At 62.1% G+C, this 13,669-nt stretch carries 10 protein-coding genes; all 10 read left to right on the forward strand.

From position 1 onward, the window contains the following. Window positions 1–8 precede the first annotated feature (8 nt). The 10 genes from tssH (at window position 9) to ACI514_RS26075 (ending at window position 13,646) form a co-directional block, all read left to right on the forward strand. Complete coding sequence (tssH, locus tag ACI514_RS26030) at window positions 9–2,666, forward strand: type VI secretion system ATPase TssH (RefSeq protein WP_405122640.1); 2,658 nt, start codon at window positions 9–11, stop codon at window positions 2,664–2,666. Between the two features lie 10 nt (window positions 2,667–2,676). Continuing rightward, on the forward strand, window positions 2,677–4,197 hold the full coding sequence (locus ACI514_RS26035; RefSeq protein ID WP_405122641.1) for a sigma-54 interaction domain-containing protein: 1,521 nt from the start codon (window positions 2,677–2,679) through the stop codon (window positions 4,195–4,197). Between the two features lie 93 nt (window positions 4,198–4,290). Continuing rightward, the gene (locus ACI514_RS26040; protein WP_003229566.1) at window positions 4,291–4,431 is read left to right on the forward strand and encodes a hypothetical protein; all 141 of its coding nucleotides are present in this window, start codon (window positions 4,291–4,293) and stop codon (window positions 4,429–4,431) included. 18 nt (window positions 4,432–4,449) lie between these two features. Next, the gene (gene tagH / locus ACI514_RS26045) at window positions 4,450–5,646 is read left to right on the forward strand and encodes a type VI secretion system-associated FHA domain protein TagH (protein ID WP_405122642.1); all 1,197 of its coding nucleotides are present in this window, start codon (window positions 4,450–4,452) and stop codon (window positions 5,644–5,646) included. 5 nt (window positions 5,647–5,651) lie between these two features. Then, a complete protein-coding gene (tssJ, locus tag ACI514_RS26050; RefSeq protein ID WP_007920299.1) occupies window positions 5,652–6,152 on the forward strand; it encodes a type VI secretion system lipoprotein TssJ in 501 nt (166 codons plus the stop codon). 2 nt (window positions 6,153–6,154) lie between these two features. Further along, entirely contained in the window at window positions 6,155–7,486 is a 1,332-nt protein-coding gene (gene tssK / locus ACI514_RS26055; RefSeq protein WP_007920300.1) for a type VI secretion system baseplate subunit TssK, read from the forward strand. Window positions 7,487–7,491: 5 nt separating this feature from the next. Then, on the forward strand, window positions 7,492–8,367 hold the full coding sequence (gene icmH, locus ACI514_RS26060; protein WP_016985783.1) for a type IVB secretion system protein IcmH/DotU: 876 nt from the start codon (window positions 7,492–7,494) through the stop codon (window positions 8,365–8,367). A gap of 13 nt (window positions 8,368–8,380) precedes the next feature. Continuing rightward, complete coding sequence (gene tssM, locus ACI514_RS26065) at window positions 8,381–11,920, forward strand: type VI secretion system membrane subunit TssM (RefSeq protein ID WP_405122643.1); 3,540 nt, start codon at window positions 8,381–8,383, stop codon at window positions 11,918–11,920. Then, entirely contained in the window at window positions 11,920–12,648 is a 729-nt protein-coding gene (locus tag ACI514_RS26070) for a PP2C family serine/threonine-protein phosphatase (protein ID WP_038359322.1), read from the forward strand. The genes tssM and ACI514_RS26070 overlap by 1 nt, the downstream gene beginning before the upstream one ends. Continuing rightward, window positions 12,645–13,646: a serine/threonine-protein kinase gene (locus tag ACI514_RS26075; RefSeq protein WP_095119789.1), complete on the forward strand. Its 1,002-nt coding sequence runs from the start codon at window positions 12,645–12,647 to the stop codon at window positions 13,644–13,646. The genes ACI514_RS26070 and ACI514_RS26075 overlap by 4 nt, the downstream gene beginning before the upstream one ends. The last annotated feature ends 23 nt before the right edge of the window (window positions 13,647–13,669 follow it).

The following is a 13,669-nucleotide window of genomic DNA, read 5'->3' on the forward strand; positions in this document are numbered from 1 at the left end:
CGTGAGCCATGATCAACGTAGACCTGCAACAACTCATCCAGGCGCTGGACGCCGAAACCCGTCGTGATCTGGAGCGTTCGGCCGAGCGTTGCGTGGCCCGTGGCGGCAGCAAGATCCTCGTCGAAGATTTGATGCTCGGTCTGCTCGAGCGTCCGAACGGCTTGTTGTCGCGCGCACTGCAGGATGCAGACGTCAACGCCGGCGAACTCAGCGCCGCGCTGCAATCGCGCGTCGAGCACAGCGCTTCGCGTAATCCGGTGTTCGCCCCGGAACTGGTGCAGTGGCTGCAAGACGCTTTGCTGGTGGCCAACCTCGAGCTGGGCCAGACCCAGGTTGAAGACGCCGCGTTGATCCTCGCTTTGCTGCGCAACCCGATGCGCTACGCCGGCAGCCGTTATCAGCCGCTGCTCGCCAAGCTGAACATCGATCGCCTGAAGGAATTTGCCCTGTCGCAAAAAGAGCAACCGGCGGCCAACGGCAAACCGGCGGCGCAGGGCGAATCGCTGTTGCAGCGTTTCACCCACAACCTGACCCAACAGGCCCGCGACGGCAAACTCGACCCGGTGCTGTGCCGTGACGGTGCGATCCGTCAGATGGTCGACATCCTCGCCCGTCGCCGCAAGAACAACCCGATCGTCGTCGGTGAGGCCGGTGTCGGCAAGACCGCCATCGTCGAAGGCCTGGCTTCACGCATCGCCGCCGGTGAAGTGCCGCAAGTGCTCAAAGGCGTTGAGCTGCTGTCGCTGGACATGGGCCTGTTGCAGGCTGGCGCCAGCGTCAAAGGTGAGTTCGAGCGTCGCCTCAAAGGCGTGATCGACGAAGTCAAAGCCTCGCCGAAACCGATCATTCTGTTCATCGACGAAGCTCACACCCTGATCGGCGCGGGCGGCAATGCTGGCGGTTCCGATGCGGCCAACCTGCTGAAGCCAGCGCTGGCCCGTGGCGAACTGCGCACCATCGCCGCGACCACCTGGGCCGAGTACAAGAAATACTTCGAGAAAGACCCGGCCCTGGCCCGTCGTTTCCAGCCGGTGCAACTGCACGAACCGACCGTCAGCGAAGCGGTGACCATCCTCCGTGGTCTGGCCCAGGTTTACGAGAAAAGCCACGGCATCTACCTGCGCGATGACGCGGTAGTTTCGGCGGCGGAATTGTCCGCGCGTTATCTGGCCGGTCGACAACTGCCGGACAAAGCCGTCGACGTTCTCGACACCGCTTGCGCCCGCGTACGCATCAGCCTCGCCGCCGCCCCGGAAAGTCTTGAGCGCCTGCGTGGCGAACTGGCTGAAGGTGGCCGCCAGCGTCAGGCCCTGCGCCGCGATGCCGAGGCCGGTCTGCTGATCGACCACGAAGCGCTGGACGCACTGGAAGCGCGTCTCGACGAAGCCGAAAGCGAAATGGTCGCGCTGGAAACCCTGTGGACTGAGCAGAAGCAACTCGCTGAGCGCCTACTGGAACTGCGTCAGCAACTGGCCAAGGCCCGCGAAGCCGCTGCTGTCGAGCCGACCGTCAACGTTGAAGAAGACGCCGAAGGCACCGTGATCGAAACCATCGCTGCTGAAGTCGAAGAAGGCCAAAGCGTCGAAGCGCTGGAAGCCCAACTCAACGAAACCCACAGCGCCCTGACTGCCGCTCAAGTCAAAGAGCGTCTGGTCAGCTTCGAGGTGTGCCCGCGTCTGGTCGCCGAAGTGATCAGCGCCTGGACCGGCGTGCCGTTGGCGCAACTGGCCCGCGAACACAACGCCAAAGTCGCCAGCTTCGCCACCGACCTGCGCACGCGCATCCGTGGTCAGGAACAAGCCGTGCACGCACTGGATCGCTCGATGCGCGCCACCGCTGCCGGCCTGAACAAGCCTGACGCACCGGTCGGCGTGTTCCTGCTGGTCGGCCCGAGCGGCGTCGGTAAAACCGAAACTGCCCTGGCCCTGGCTGACTTGCTGTACGGCGGTGATCGTTTCATCACCACCATCAACATGTCCGAATTCCAGGAGAAGCACACCGTCTCCCGTCTGATCGGTGCGCCACCGGGCTACGTCGGTTATGGCGAGGGTGGCATGCTCACCGAAGCCGTGCGCCAGAAACCGTACTCGGTAGTGCTGCTCGATGAAGTCGAAAAGGCTGACCCGGACGTGCTCAACCTGTTCTACCAAATCTTCGACAAAGGCGTGGCCAACGACGGCGAGGGTCGCGAGATCGACTTCCGCAACACGTTGATCCTGATGACCTCGAACCTCGGTAGCGACAAGATCAGCGACCTCTGCGAGAACGGCGCACGGCCGACTGCCGAAGTCCTCGAAGAAACCATTCGCCCGGTGCTGAGCAAGCACTTCAAACCGGCGCTGCTGGCGCGGATGAAAGTCGTGCCGTACTACCCGGTCGGCGGCCCGGTATTGCGCGAGCTGATCGAGATCAAACTCGGTCGTCTCGGCGAGCGCCTCAACCGTCGTCAGCTGGATTTCAGCTGGTGCCAGAACCTCGTCGATCACCTGTCCGAGCGTTGCACGCAAAGCGACAGCGGTGCGCGCCTGATCGACCATCTGCTCGATCAGCACGTGCTGCCGCTGGTGGCGGATCGTTTGCTCGACGCCATGGCCACCGGCGAAAGCCTCAAGCGTGTGCATGCCACGCTCGACGGCGAAGCCAGCGTGACGTGCGAGTTCGCCTGAGGTGGGTGTGATGTTCACTCAGGTGCCGCAGCCACTGGTCTATGCCGAAGCGTTGCTGGCGCAGTTCGCCAGCCTGTCGCGCGCGGCGGACGGTGCTGCGTTGCTGGGTGACTTCGTGCGCGGGCTGGCCGAGCTGAGCGGTTGCGAATTGACGCAGCTGTATCTGCTCGACGCTACTCACACGTGCCTGGGGATGAACGCCGAATGCCTTGACGGCGCGCTGCAACCGCGCGAAGCGGCGAGCCTGCCGGCGGATTACAACGGTGAGCAACTGCTGCAATTCGCCCTGTGCCAGAACCGCGTGGTGTGCCTCGACGACTTGAGCGGCAGCCTGCACGAAACCAGTTTTCTGCCGGCGGCGACCTCGCCGTGGCAGTCGCTGTTGTGCGTGCCACTGGTCAATCAGCACAAAGCTGTTGAAGGTTTGCTGCTGTGCGCCAGCCGTCGTCGTACCAACCTGCAAGGCTTCGCCGATTCCCTCGGTCAGCTCGGCTCATTCGTGCTGGGTCAATTGCATTTGTTGCAACGCCTGCGTCAGCCGCTGGCGGAAACGGCCACGGTGGCGCGCAGCGTACCGAGCATCAGTGGCTATGGCTTGATCGGTAAAAGCGCGGCGATGCGCCAGACCCATTCGCTGATCAGCAAAGTCCTGCACAGCCCGTACACCGTGTTGTTGCGTGGCGAAACCGGCACCGGCAAGGAAGTCGTCGCCCGGGCGATTCATGATTGCGGCCCGCGTCGGTCGCAGGCGTTTATCGTGCAGAACTGCGCGGCGGTTCCGGAAAATCTGCTGGAAAGCGAGCTGTTCGGCTATCGCAAGGGCGCGTTCACCGGCGCCGATCGCGACCGTGCCGGGCTGTTTGATGCGGCCAATGGCGGCACGCTGCTGCTCGACGAGATCGGCGACATGCCGCTGTCGTTGCAGGCGAAGATTCTGCGCGTGTTGCAGGAAGGCGAGATTCGTCCGCTGGGTTCCAACGACACCCACAAGATCGACGTACGCATCATCGCTGCGACGCACCGCGATCTGTCGACACTGGTCAGCGAGGGCAAATTCCGCGAGGACTTGTACTACCGCCTCGCGCAATTCCCGATCGAACTGCCGGCACTGCGTCAGCGCGAAGGCGACATCCTTGAACTGGCCCAGCACTTCGCCGAAAAGACCTGCACGTATTTGCAGCGCGATCCGGTGCGTTGGTCGAGTGCGGCACTGGAACACCTGTCCGGCTACAACTTCCCCGGCAACGTGCGTGAACTCAAGGCATTGGTCGAACGTGCGGTGCTGTTGTGCGAAGGCGGCGAGTTGCTCGCCGAGCATTTCTCCCTGCGCATGGAGGCAATGCCGGAAGACAACAGCCACTTGAATTTGCGTGAACGCCTCGAGCAGGTCGAACGCACGTTATTGCTCGATTGCCTGCGCAAAAACGACGGCAACCAGACCCTCGCCGCCCGCGAACTGGGTCTGCCGCGACGCACGCTGCTATATCGGCTCGGCCGTCTGAACATCAATCTGGGAGATTTCGATGGGTAGGCAAAACGTCATCGAAACCCTCGCAAAAACCATTTTCAGCGCCGCCCGCAAGGGTCGGCGCTTTGTGCTTTGTCTACACCTGGAGACCCTCTGATGTCTGTTCGTCACTGGCACGCTGTCCTGCTGACCCTCGTCGTTCTATGCGGCCTTGGCGGCTGTAGCGGCAATTACAAATTCAACGACAACGACTATCGCCCGTTGGGTGATCCGCAAGCGGTCAATCGCGGCAAGTGACCGCAAGGAGCATCAAACATGGAATTGGTTTTCGAAATGCTGAACACCAAGCAGTTCGTGCCCACGGAGTTGTGCCAGAAGACCTTTAAACAGGCCGGCGGCGTGATCGGGCGGGGCGAGGACTGCGACTGGATCATCCCTGACCGCAAGCGTCACCTGTCCAATCACCACGCGATTGTCAGCTACCGCGAGGGCACGTTCTTCCTCACCGACACCAGCAGCAACGGTGTCCAGGACGGCGAGAGCGGCGCGCGTCTGCACAAAGGCGAACCGGTGCGCATCGAACACGGCAGCACCTACGTGCTGGGCGACTTCGAGATTCGCGCGCGCCTGGTACGCGACCCGGCGACCTTCGACGGTGAAGTCGGCCGTCCGCGCGCTGCTGGCAGCATCATCCCGGACGACGCCTTCCTCGATCTCGACCCGCTCAACGCCCTCGAACAGCAAGAGCGTGTGTACTCGGAAATCGACGAACTGCTGGCGCCGAACACCAAGCCTGAGGATTCCCGTCAGCGTGCCGACTACGCACGTATCGACATGGAAAGCCTGATGGTGCCGGAGCTGATTGCCGCTCCGGTCGAACCTGAGCCCGCTCCGGCACCGAAAGCCGTCGTACGTCAAAGCGAAGGTTTCTGGGAGCATTTCGGTGCGGCGCTGGGTGTCGACGTCAAAGGCCTCAGCCACGACGAACGCGAAGCCCTGGCGTTGAACGCGGCGCGCTTGCTGCGCCAAAGCATCGGCGGATTGCAGCAGAGCCTGCGCACCCGCTCGGAGCTGAAAAACGAGCTGCGTCTGGCCCAGACCACCGTGCAAGGCACCAACAAGAACCCGCTGAAATTCGCCGTCGATCCGAGCGAAGCCCTGCAGATTCTGTTGCAGCCAAGCAAGCCCGGCCATCTGCCGGCCGAGCAAGCGATCTCCCGTGCGTTCCGCGATCTGCAGGCGCATCAAGTCGCACTGCTGACCGCCAGCCGCGCCGCCGTACGCGGCACGCTGGAGCACTTCTCGCCGGAGCAACTGACCCTGCGTTTCGAGCGTGACAGCAAGCCGTTGATCGCCACGTCGGGCGGGCGCTGGAGAGCGTTCGGCCGTTACCACCAGGCGCTGCGTCAGGACGATGACTGGAGCGAGCGCCTGCTGGCCCGCGACTTCGCCCAGGCCTACGAAGAACAGATCCGCCTGATCTCCACCCTCCACACCGACCACCAAGGATGATGCGCATGTCTCGCCGCTCGACCGCTTTTTTCAAGACGCTGACTGCGCTCACCGTGCTGGTGTTGCTCGCCGGTTGCTCGTCGCTGTCGCCGTACTCGAAAGTGACCAAGATCAACCTGAAGCTGACCGGCAGCGATCAGCTCAACCCGGACCTCAACGGTCGGCCGTCGCCGATCGTCGTGCGCCTGTTCGAACTCAAGCACCCGGTGACTTTCGAGAACGCTGACTTCTTCAGCCTGTACGAACGCGCCAAGGAATCCCTCAATCCGGATCTGGTGGCCAGCGAAGAACTCGAACTGCGCCCGGGTGAAACCGTGGAGATGAAGCTCAAGGTGGAAGAGGGCAGCCTTTATGTCGGCGTTCTCGCCGCTTACCGCGACTTGCCGGACACTCAATGGCGCCACACCGTTCAGATCACTCCGCTGGAAGTCACCGAAGTCGATCTGACTTTGGACCAGACCGGCATCCGTAACACCAATCAAGTGCTCGCCAAGGCGGATGACTGATCATGAATACCCATAAAGTCATTTGGCAGGAAGGCATGCTGCTGCGTCCGCAGCACTTCCAGCACAACGATCGCTATTACGATCACCAGATGAAAACCCGCACGCAATTGTTGGGTGGTTACACCTGGGGTTTCCTCAACCTGGAGATCGACCTGCAGTTCCTCAACATGGGCAAACTGGTGATCAGTGAAGCCTCGGGGATCCTGCCGGACGGCAGCCTGTTCGAACTCGGTGGCAACACCGAGCCGCTGGCGCTGGACGTGCCGCCGAACACCGGCAACACGCCGATTTATCTGGCGCTGCCGCTGGTCACCGGCAACCACATCGAGTCGCGCCGTCCGGAGCAGTCCGACGTGCTTGCGCGTTACACCGCGTACGACGCCGAAGTGGCCGACTCCAACGCCGGCGACGACTCCGCCAGCCAGGTCAGCTGCGGTCGCCCGGACTTCAAACTGTTGCTCGGTGAGCAGCAGAGCGATCAGGCTTACGTGAAACTGAAGATCTGCGACGTGCTCGACACCACGCCGGACGGCGTGATCAGCCTCGACCCGGATTTCGTGCCGACCTACATTCAGGCCCACGCCTCCAGCTACCTGCTGTCGTGCCTGAAAGAAGTCATCAGCATGCTCAACCACCGTGGCGACACGATTGCCGAGCGGATTCGCTCCAACGGCAAGGTCGGCGGTGCTGAGGTCGGTGACTTCATGATGCTGCAACTGATCAACCGTACCGAACTGCTGCTGCGCCACTACCTCGGTCTGGAGCAGGTGCACCCGGAAGAGTTGTACCGCACGCTGCTGACCATGCTCGGCGATCTGGCGACCTTCTCGGGCGAGAGCAAACGTCCGCGTCTGGACAGCCGCTATTCCCACGCCGATCAGGGTGGGAGCTTCCGCAAACTGATGGAAGCGATTCGTCAGGTGCTGTCGATGGTGCTCGAACAGCACGCCATCGAACTGATCCTGCAAGCGCGTCAGTACGGCATCATCGTCTCGCCGTTGCACGACCACAAACTGCTTGGCTCGGCGTCGTTCGTGCTGGCAGCCAGTGCCAACTGCGATTCCGAAGAACTGCGCCATCGCTTGCCGGCGCACCTCAAGGTCGGCCCGGTGGAGCGTATCCGCCAACTGGTCAACCTGCACTTGCCGGGGATCAAGGTCAAACCGTTGCCGGTGGCCCCACGGCAGATCGCGTTCCACTCGAACAAAACCTATTTCATCCTCGAACTCAGTTCCGAAGACCTGGCACAACTCGAGCGCTCCGGCGGTTTCGCGTTCCACGTGTCCGGCGAATTCGCCGAGCTTGAACTGAAATTCTGGGCCATCAGGAACTGACCGACATGATCAAGGAAACGGATTACAACCAGGACGACAAAACCGTCCTGCTCGATCGTCAAGGCCACGGACCGGCATCGAGTCCGCTGACCGACTTCGCCGCGCCGCCGCGTTTCGAGCAACTGGAAGAACGCATGATCTACGCCGCGCGCCTGCGCCCGGCCGAAGCGTTCAACATCAGTCTCAATTCGCTGGTCGCGGCCTCGTCCGAGCTGCTTTCGGAAGTGGTGCGCCTCAAGCACAGCGAAACCCGAGAAGATCTCTACGCACTCAACGAGCGCCTGACTGCCGGGCTCAAGTTGTTTGAAGTACGCGCCCTGCACAACGGCGCCGAAAGCAGCCAGGTGATGGCCGCGCGTTACGTGCTCTGCACCGTGGTCGACGAAGCCGTCGTGACCACACCGTGGGGCAACGAAAGCGAATGGTCGCAGATGAGCCTGCTGAGCAGCTTCCACAACGAGACCTTTGGTGGCGAGAAGTTCTTCCAGTTGCTCGATCGACTGTCGAAGAACCCGGTCAAGCACTTGCCGATGCTCGAGCTGATGTACCTGTGCCTGTCCCTCGGTTTCGAGGGCAAGTACCGCGTACAGGCACGCGGCATGCTCGAGCTTGAAGGCATCCGCGATGCTCTGTATCGGCAGATTCGTCAGTTGCGTGGCGACGTGCCGCGCGAGTTGTCGCCGCACTGGGAAGGCTTGAACGATCAGCGTCGCAACCTGGTGCGCATCGTGCCGGCGTGGATGGTGGTGTTGTTCACTTTCGTCTGTCTGGTGGTGATGTATTCGGGCTTCGCCTGGGTCTTGGGCGAGCAGCGCGACACCGTTCTGCAACCTTATCAGCCGCTTGATCCAGCCGCGGTTCAACCGCAGTCGCAGCCGTAAACAGGGACGTGTGATGAAAAAGTTTTTCAAGAAAGTCGGCGCCTTCCTGCGCCAGACCTGGGTCTGGACCTTACTGCTGGTGCTGTTCGTGGCGCTGCTGGTGTGGTTCGTCGGCCCGTTGTTGGCGGTTGATGACTACAAGTTCTGGGAGAGTGCGACCGCGCGCTTGCTGACCATTGCCGTGCTATTCCTGATCTGGGGCCTGACCATGGTCTTCGTCAGCTGGCGCGCGGGTATCCGCAAGAAAGCCGAGGAAGAAAGCGAGGACGGCCAGGATCGCATTCGCCGTGAAGAGCTGATCGACGAAGAGCAGAAAGAGTTGAAGGCGCGCTTCAAAGACGCGCTGAAAACCCTGAAGACTTCCAGCCTGTATCGCGGCCGCAGCGAGCGTTGGCGCAGTGACTTGCCGTGGTACCTGCTGATCGGTCCGCAGGCTTCCGGCAAGACCAGCCTGCTGGACTTTTCCGGTCTGGAATTCCCGATCAACAAGATCGACCGCAAGCTGACCCGCGACACCCTCGGCACCCGTCATTGCGACTGGTACTTCGCCGACCACGGTGTGCTGATCGACACCGCCGGGCGTTACACCACGCAACCGGATGTGGAAGTCGATGGCGGTGCCTGGACGACGTTGCTGGAGCTGCTGCGCAAGCGTCGTCGCGGCCGTCCGTTGAACGGCGTGCTGGTGACCATTCCGGTGGAAACCCTGCTCGGTGGCAGTGAACAGGACATCGATACTTTGGCACGCCAGGTTCGCGGCCGTCTGCAAGACGTGCATCAGAAACTGCACGTCGACGTGCCGGTCTATCTGGTCCTGAGCAAGGCTGACAAGCTGCTCGGCTTCGACGAGTTCTTCGATCAACTGACTCGCGAAGAAAGCGATCAGGTACTCGGCACCAGTTTCCGCAAGGATCAGGTCGGCACCGACGTCGCTGTGTTGCGCAACGAGTTCGAAGAACTGCTGCGTCGCCTCAACAGCCAAGTGATCATGCGCATGCACTCCGAGCGCGATACCCAGCGCCGTGGCCGCATCCTCGACTTCCCGCATCAATTGGGGCAGATCGGCGAGCGCCTGTGCCTGTTCGTCGACATGGCGTTCACTGGCAACCGTTATCAGCGTGCCACGCAACTGCGTGGTTTCTACCTGACCAGCGCGCCGCACCTGACCCAAGAGATGGATGCGACCACCGCCGGCATCGGCGCCAGCCTCGGCATGAGCGCCGGTGTGCTGCCGACCCTGCGCAGCGGCCGTTCGCGGTTCATTCATCACTTGTTCAGCCAAGTGATTTTCCCTGAGTCCGATCTGGCCGGTCTGGACAAGCGCGAGCGCAGCCGTATTCATTGGGGTCAACGTGCGTTGTACGTCGGCGCACTGGCGGCACTGGCACTGTTCGGCATGCTCTGGGCGGGCGGTTTCTCGGCCAACTACGAGCGTCTGGAAAACTTGCGCAATCTGGCGCAGAACTGGACGCAGCAACGCACGGCATTGTCGCCGCGTGATGACGCCATGGGCGTGCTGAAAACCCTCGATACCAGCTACGCTGCGACACAGGTGTTCCCGAAGAAGGGCGACGTTTCGTACCACGAACGTGGCGGTCTGTATCAGGGCGAAGACGTCAATCCAGTGGTCAAAGAGGCTTACGAGCGCGAGCTTGAAAAGCAACTGCTGCCACGGGTTGCAACCATGCTCGAAGGGCAGATCCGCGCCAACATGAAGGACCGCGACCGCCTGCTCAACAGCCTGCGCGCGTACCTGATGCTGAACATGAAAGACCGTCGCGATGCCGCGTGGCTGAAGGACTGGGTCGGCACTGACTGGTCGACGCGCTACACCGGTAATACCGCGGTGCAGAACGGTCTGAATGCGCATCTTGAGCGTTTGCTGAAGCAGCCGTTTATCTACCCGCTGAACGACCAATTGGTCACTCAGGCGCGTCAGGTCTTGCGCAGCGAATCGCTGGCTACCGTGGTTTACCGCATGCTCCGCGAGCAGGCGCGCAATCTGCCGGACTACCGTTTCAGCCAACACCTCGGCCCACAAGGCTCGCTGTTTATCGGCACCGAATATGTGATCCCGGGTTTCTACACGCAAACCGGTTATCAGCAGTATTTCTCGGTGCAGGGTTCGGCGCTGGTCACCGACATCCTGCGTGACAACTGGGTACTCGGCGAAGGCGCCGGCATCAGCGACATGGACTTGCGCCGTCTGATGGTCGAGCTGGAGCAGTTGTATTTCCGCGACTACGCCAATTACTGGAGCGAAGCCGTTGGCCAGGTTGCCCTGCCGCCAATCAGCGACGCCGGTGAAGGCGCCGAACAACTGGCGGGCCTGACTTCGGCCAACTCGCCGGTGCTGGCCTTGCTCACTGAAGTGCGTGAGAACACGCGCTTCCAGGCCGCTGCAGATCCTGTCGAAGAAGCTGGCGACGCTGCTGATGCACTGGCCGGGCAGAAAGGCAAACTGGGTAAAGTCGGTAAACTGGCCTCGGCTGTCGCGGACAAGGCTTCGGCGCTGAACGTGGCGAAGACCCTGCCGGACACCGCGAAGAAGTCGCTGCAACGTCGCTTCGAACCGCTGCATCGTTTGCTCGATGACAACAACGGCCCGGCGGCGGACCTGACGCCTGCACTGAGCGCGCTCAACGACCTGCAACTGCAACTCGCCGGTCTGGCCCGTTCCAGCACGCCGGAACAAGCCGCGTTCGAAATGGCGAAAACCCGCATGAGCGGCCAGCGTGATGCGCTGACCAACCTGCGCAATGCGTCCAGCCGTCTGCCGCGTCCGCTCAGCGTGTGGTTCAACGTGCTGGCCGAAGACTCGTGGCGCCTGGTGCTCAACGATGCTTACCAATACCTGAACGGCCGTTATCAGAACGAGCTGTACAGCGTGTATGGCAAAACCATCAGCAAGCGTTATCCGTTCAGCGCCAGCAGCACCAGCGACGTAGCGATCAGCGATTTCCGCGAGTTCTTCCGCGCGCAAGGCACCGTCGACCGCTTCTTCGACAGCTACATGCGTCCGTTCGTCAGTGGCGATCCGGGCAACTACCGCATGCGCAGCGTCGACGGTCACAGCCTGCCGGTGTCGAAAATGTATCTGGACCAGATGGCGGCGGCGCTGACGATTCGTCAGAGCTTCTTCTCGATCAACCCGGCCGAGCCGACCGTGCAGTTCAAACTGGAGCCGTACACCCTCGATCCGGCGGTCAGCCGTTCCGAGTTCAAGTTCGGCGACAAGACCATGGAATACCGCCACGGTCCGATCCTGCCAATGTCGTTCAAATGGCCGACCGATGCTGAGGACGGTCGCACCAGTCTGGTCATGGACAAAATGGCCGGGCGCCCGATCGGCATCGAGAAGAACTCCGGCCCATGGTCGCTGTTCCGTCTGTTCGACCTGATGCAGACCGAGTACCTGACCGGTCGCGATGTGCTGGTGCTGAAAGCCGATGTAGGTGGCCTGCGCGCCAACTACCTGCTGACCAGCCAGCGCACGCCGAACCCGTTCGACATGGGCGTACTGCGCACCTTCCGTATGCCGGTGCAGCTCTGATGCTGGTGGCCAGTGCCTGGCGCAGCGCGGCGCGTACCGACCCGGGCAAGGTGCGGGCGCGCAACGAAGATGCCTTCCTCGACTCGCCACAGCAGGGGCTGTGGGTGGTCGCGGACGGCATGGGCGGTCATCAGGGTGGCGACATCGCCAGCCAGTTGATCGTCGCCAGCCTGGCTGAACTGCCGCAACACGAGGACTTCGACGAACGCCTCAAAGCCATTCGCCAGTGCCTGCACTGGCTGAACCGGCGTTTGGGGCAGGAGTTGACGGTCACCGCCGGACGTCACGACAGCATCATGGGCAGCACCGTCGTGGCGCTGCTGGTGGAAGGCAATCGCGCGGCCTGCATCTGGGCCGGCGACAGTCGTTGCTATATGTGGCGTGGGCAGCGTTTGTATCAACTGTCCAAGGATCATTCGCTGCAACAGCAACTGATCGACGAGCAACAAATGAGCGTCGAACAAGCGGCGGCACACCCGGCGGCTCAGGCCTTGACCCGAGCCGTCGGCGCCGCCGAACAACTGACCCTGGATGTCCTCGAACTCGAGGTCTATCCGGGCGATGCGTTTTTGCTCTGCAGCGATGGTTTGTATCAGGGCCTGAGCAGCGATGCCCTCGGCAACGCCCTCAGCCTCAGCGCGCCGCACGTGGCGCTGGAACGTTTGTTCGACGGCGCCCTGCGTGGCGCCGCGCGCGACAACCTGACAGCCGTGGTGATCCGCCAATGACTGAAATCGAATCCTCAGTCGATGACTTGCTGATGAGCGAAGAGCAGGCCAACAACCTGACCTACTTCGCCTTCGCCAAGGAAAACAAAGCAGAGCCTTTGCTGGCGCCGACCAAGGCCAGCATCGGTGCACTGCCGGATGTACTCGCCGGTCGCTACCACCTCGAGCGTTTGCTCGGGGCCGGTGGCATGGGCGCCGTTTACCGGGCGCGGGATCTGCTGCACGAACAGTTCGGTGATCCCGACCCTTACATTGCGCTGAAAATCCTCAGCGAAGAATTTGCCGAATCGCCGGACGCCAGTGCCTTGCTCTACAGCGAGTTCGCCCTGACCCGACGCCTGCGCCACGACAACGTCGTGCGTGCACACACCTTTGAAGTCGACACCGACTGCCAGCGGGCCTTCATCACCATGGAATACATGCGTGGCCTGACCCTGGACAAATTGCTCTGCGAGCGGCCCCTCGGTCTGCCGTGGCAAGAACTGCGCGACATCGTCCTGCCGCTGCTCGACACGCTGGCCTACGCCCACGGTCGCGGCGTGCTGCACGGTGACATGAAACCGAGCAACGTCATGCTCAGCGAAGACGGCTTGCGTCTCTTTGACTTCGGCCTCGGTCAGGCAGAGGAGGGCGTGATGCCCGGCCTGCCGCACCTGAGCCGCGAACGCTTCAACGCCTGGACACCGGGCTACGCCGCCCCCGAACTGCTTGAGGGCCAACCGTTGTCGGCCAGCGCGGACGTGTACGGCGTGGCCTGCGTGATCTATGAACTGGCGGGCGGCAAACACCCGTTCCGCCGCTTGCCCTCGACCCAGGCCCGCGACGAGCACCTGGAGCGCGAACTGCAAGCCCCGGCGAATTTACCGAAACACGGCTGGCCAGCGCTGCGAACCGCGCTGAGCTTCGACCCGGCAGAACGCAGCATCACTGCCCAACAATTGCGTGACGCCTTGGGCGCCACTTCGTCCTGGCTGCAACGTCTGCGACTTCGGGCGTAACGGATGACATTCGAACAGGGAGC

The sequence above is a fragment of the Pseudomonas sp. M20 genome, from assembly GCF_045037865.1.
Taxonomy (GTDB): Bacteria; Pseudomonadota; Gammaproteobacteria; order Pseudomonadales; family Pseudomonadaceae; genus Aquipseudomonas.

What these genes read in the sequence shown, in the direction of transcription:
- tssH (WP_405122640.1), top strand. Translation starts at nt 9, where the DNA reads ATGATCAACGTAGACCTGCAACAACTCATCCAGGCGCTGGACGCCGAA.
- ACI514_RS26035 (WP_405122641.1), top strand. Translation starts at nt 2,677, where the DNA reads ATGTTCACTCAGGTGCCGCAGCCACTGGTCTATGCCGAAGCGTTGCTG.
- ACI514_RS26040 (WP_003229566.1), top strand. Translation starts at nt 4,291, where the DNA reads ATGTCTGTTCGTCACTGGCACGCTGTCCTGCTGACCCTCGTCGTTCTA.
- tagH (WP_405122642.1), top strand. Translation starts at nt 4,450, where the DNA reads ATGGAATTGGTTTTCGAAATGCTGAACACCAAGCAGTTCGTGCCCACG.
- tssJ (WP_007920299.1), top strand. Translation starts at nt 5,652, where the DNA reads ATGTCTCGCCGCTCGACCGCTTTTTTCAAGACGCTGACTGCGCTCACC.
- tssK (WP_007920300.1), top strand. Translation starts at nt 6,155, where the DNA reads ATGAATACCCATAAAGTCATTTGGCAGGAAGGCATGCTGCTGCGTCCG.
- icmH (WP_016985783.1), top strand. Translation starts at nt 7,492, where the DNA reads ATGATCAAGGAAACGGATTACAACCAGGACGACAAAACCGTCCTGCTC.
- tssM (WP_405122643.1), top strand. Translation starts at nt 8,381, where the DNA reads ATGAAAAAGTTTTTCAAGAAAGTCGGCGCCTTCCTGCGCCAGACCTGG.
- ACI514_RS26070 (WP_038359322.1), top strand. Translation starts at nt 11,920, where the DNA reads ATGCTGGTGGCCAGTGCCTGGCGCAGCGCGGCGCGTACCGACCCGGGC.
- ACI514_RS26075 (WP_095119789.1), top strand. Translation starts at nt 12,645, where the DNA reads ATGACTGAAATCGAATCCTCAGTCGATGACTTGCTGATGAGCGAAGAG.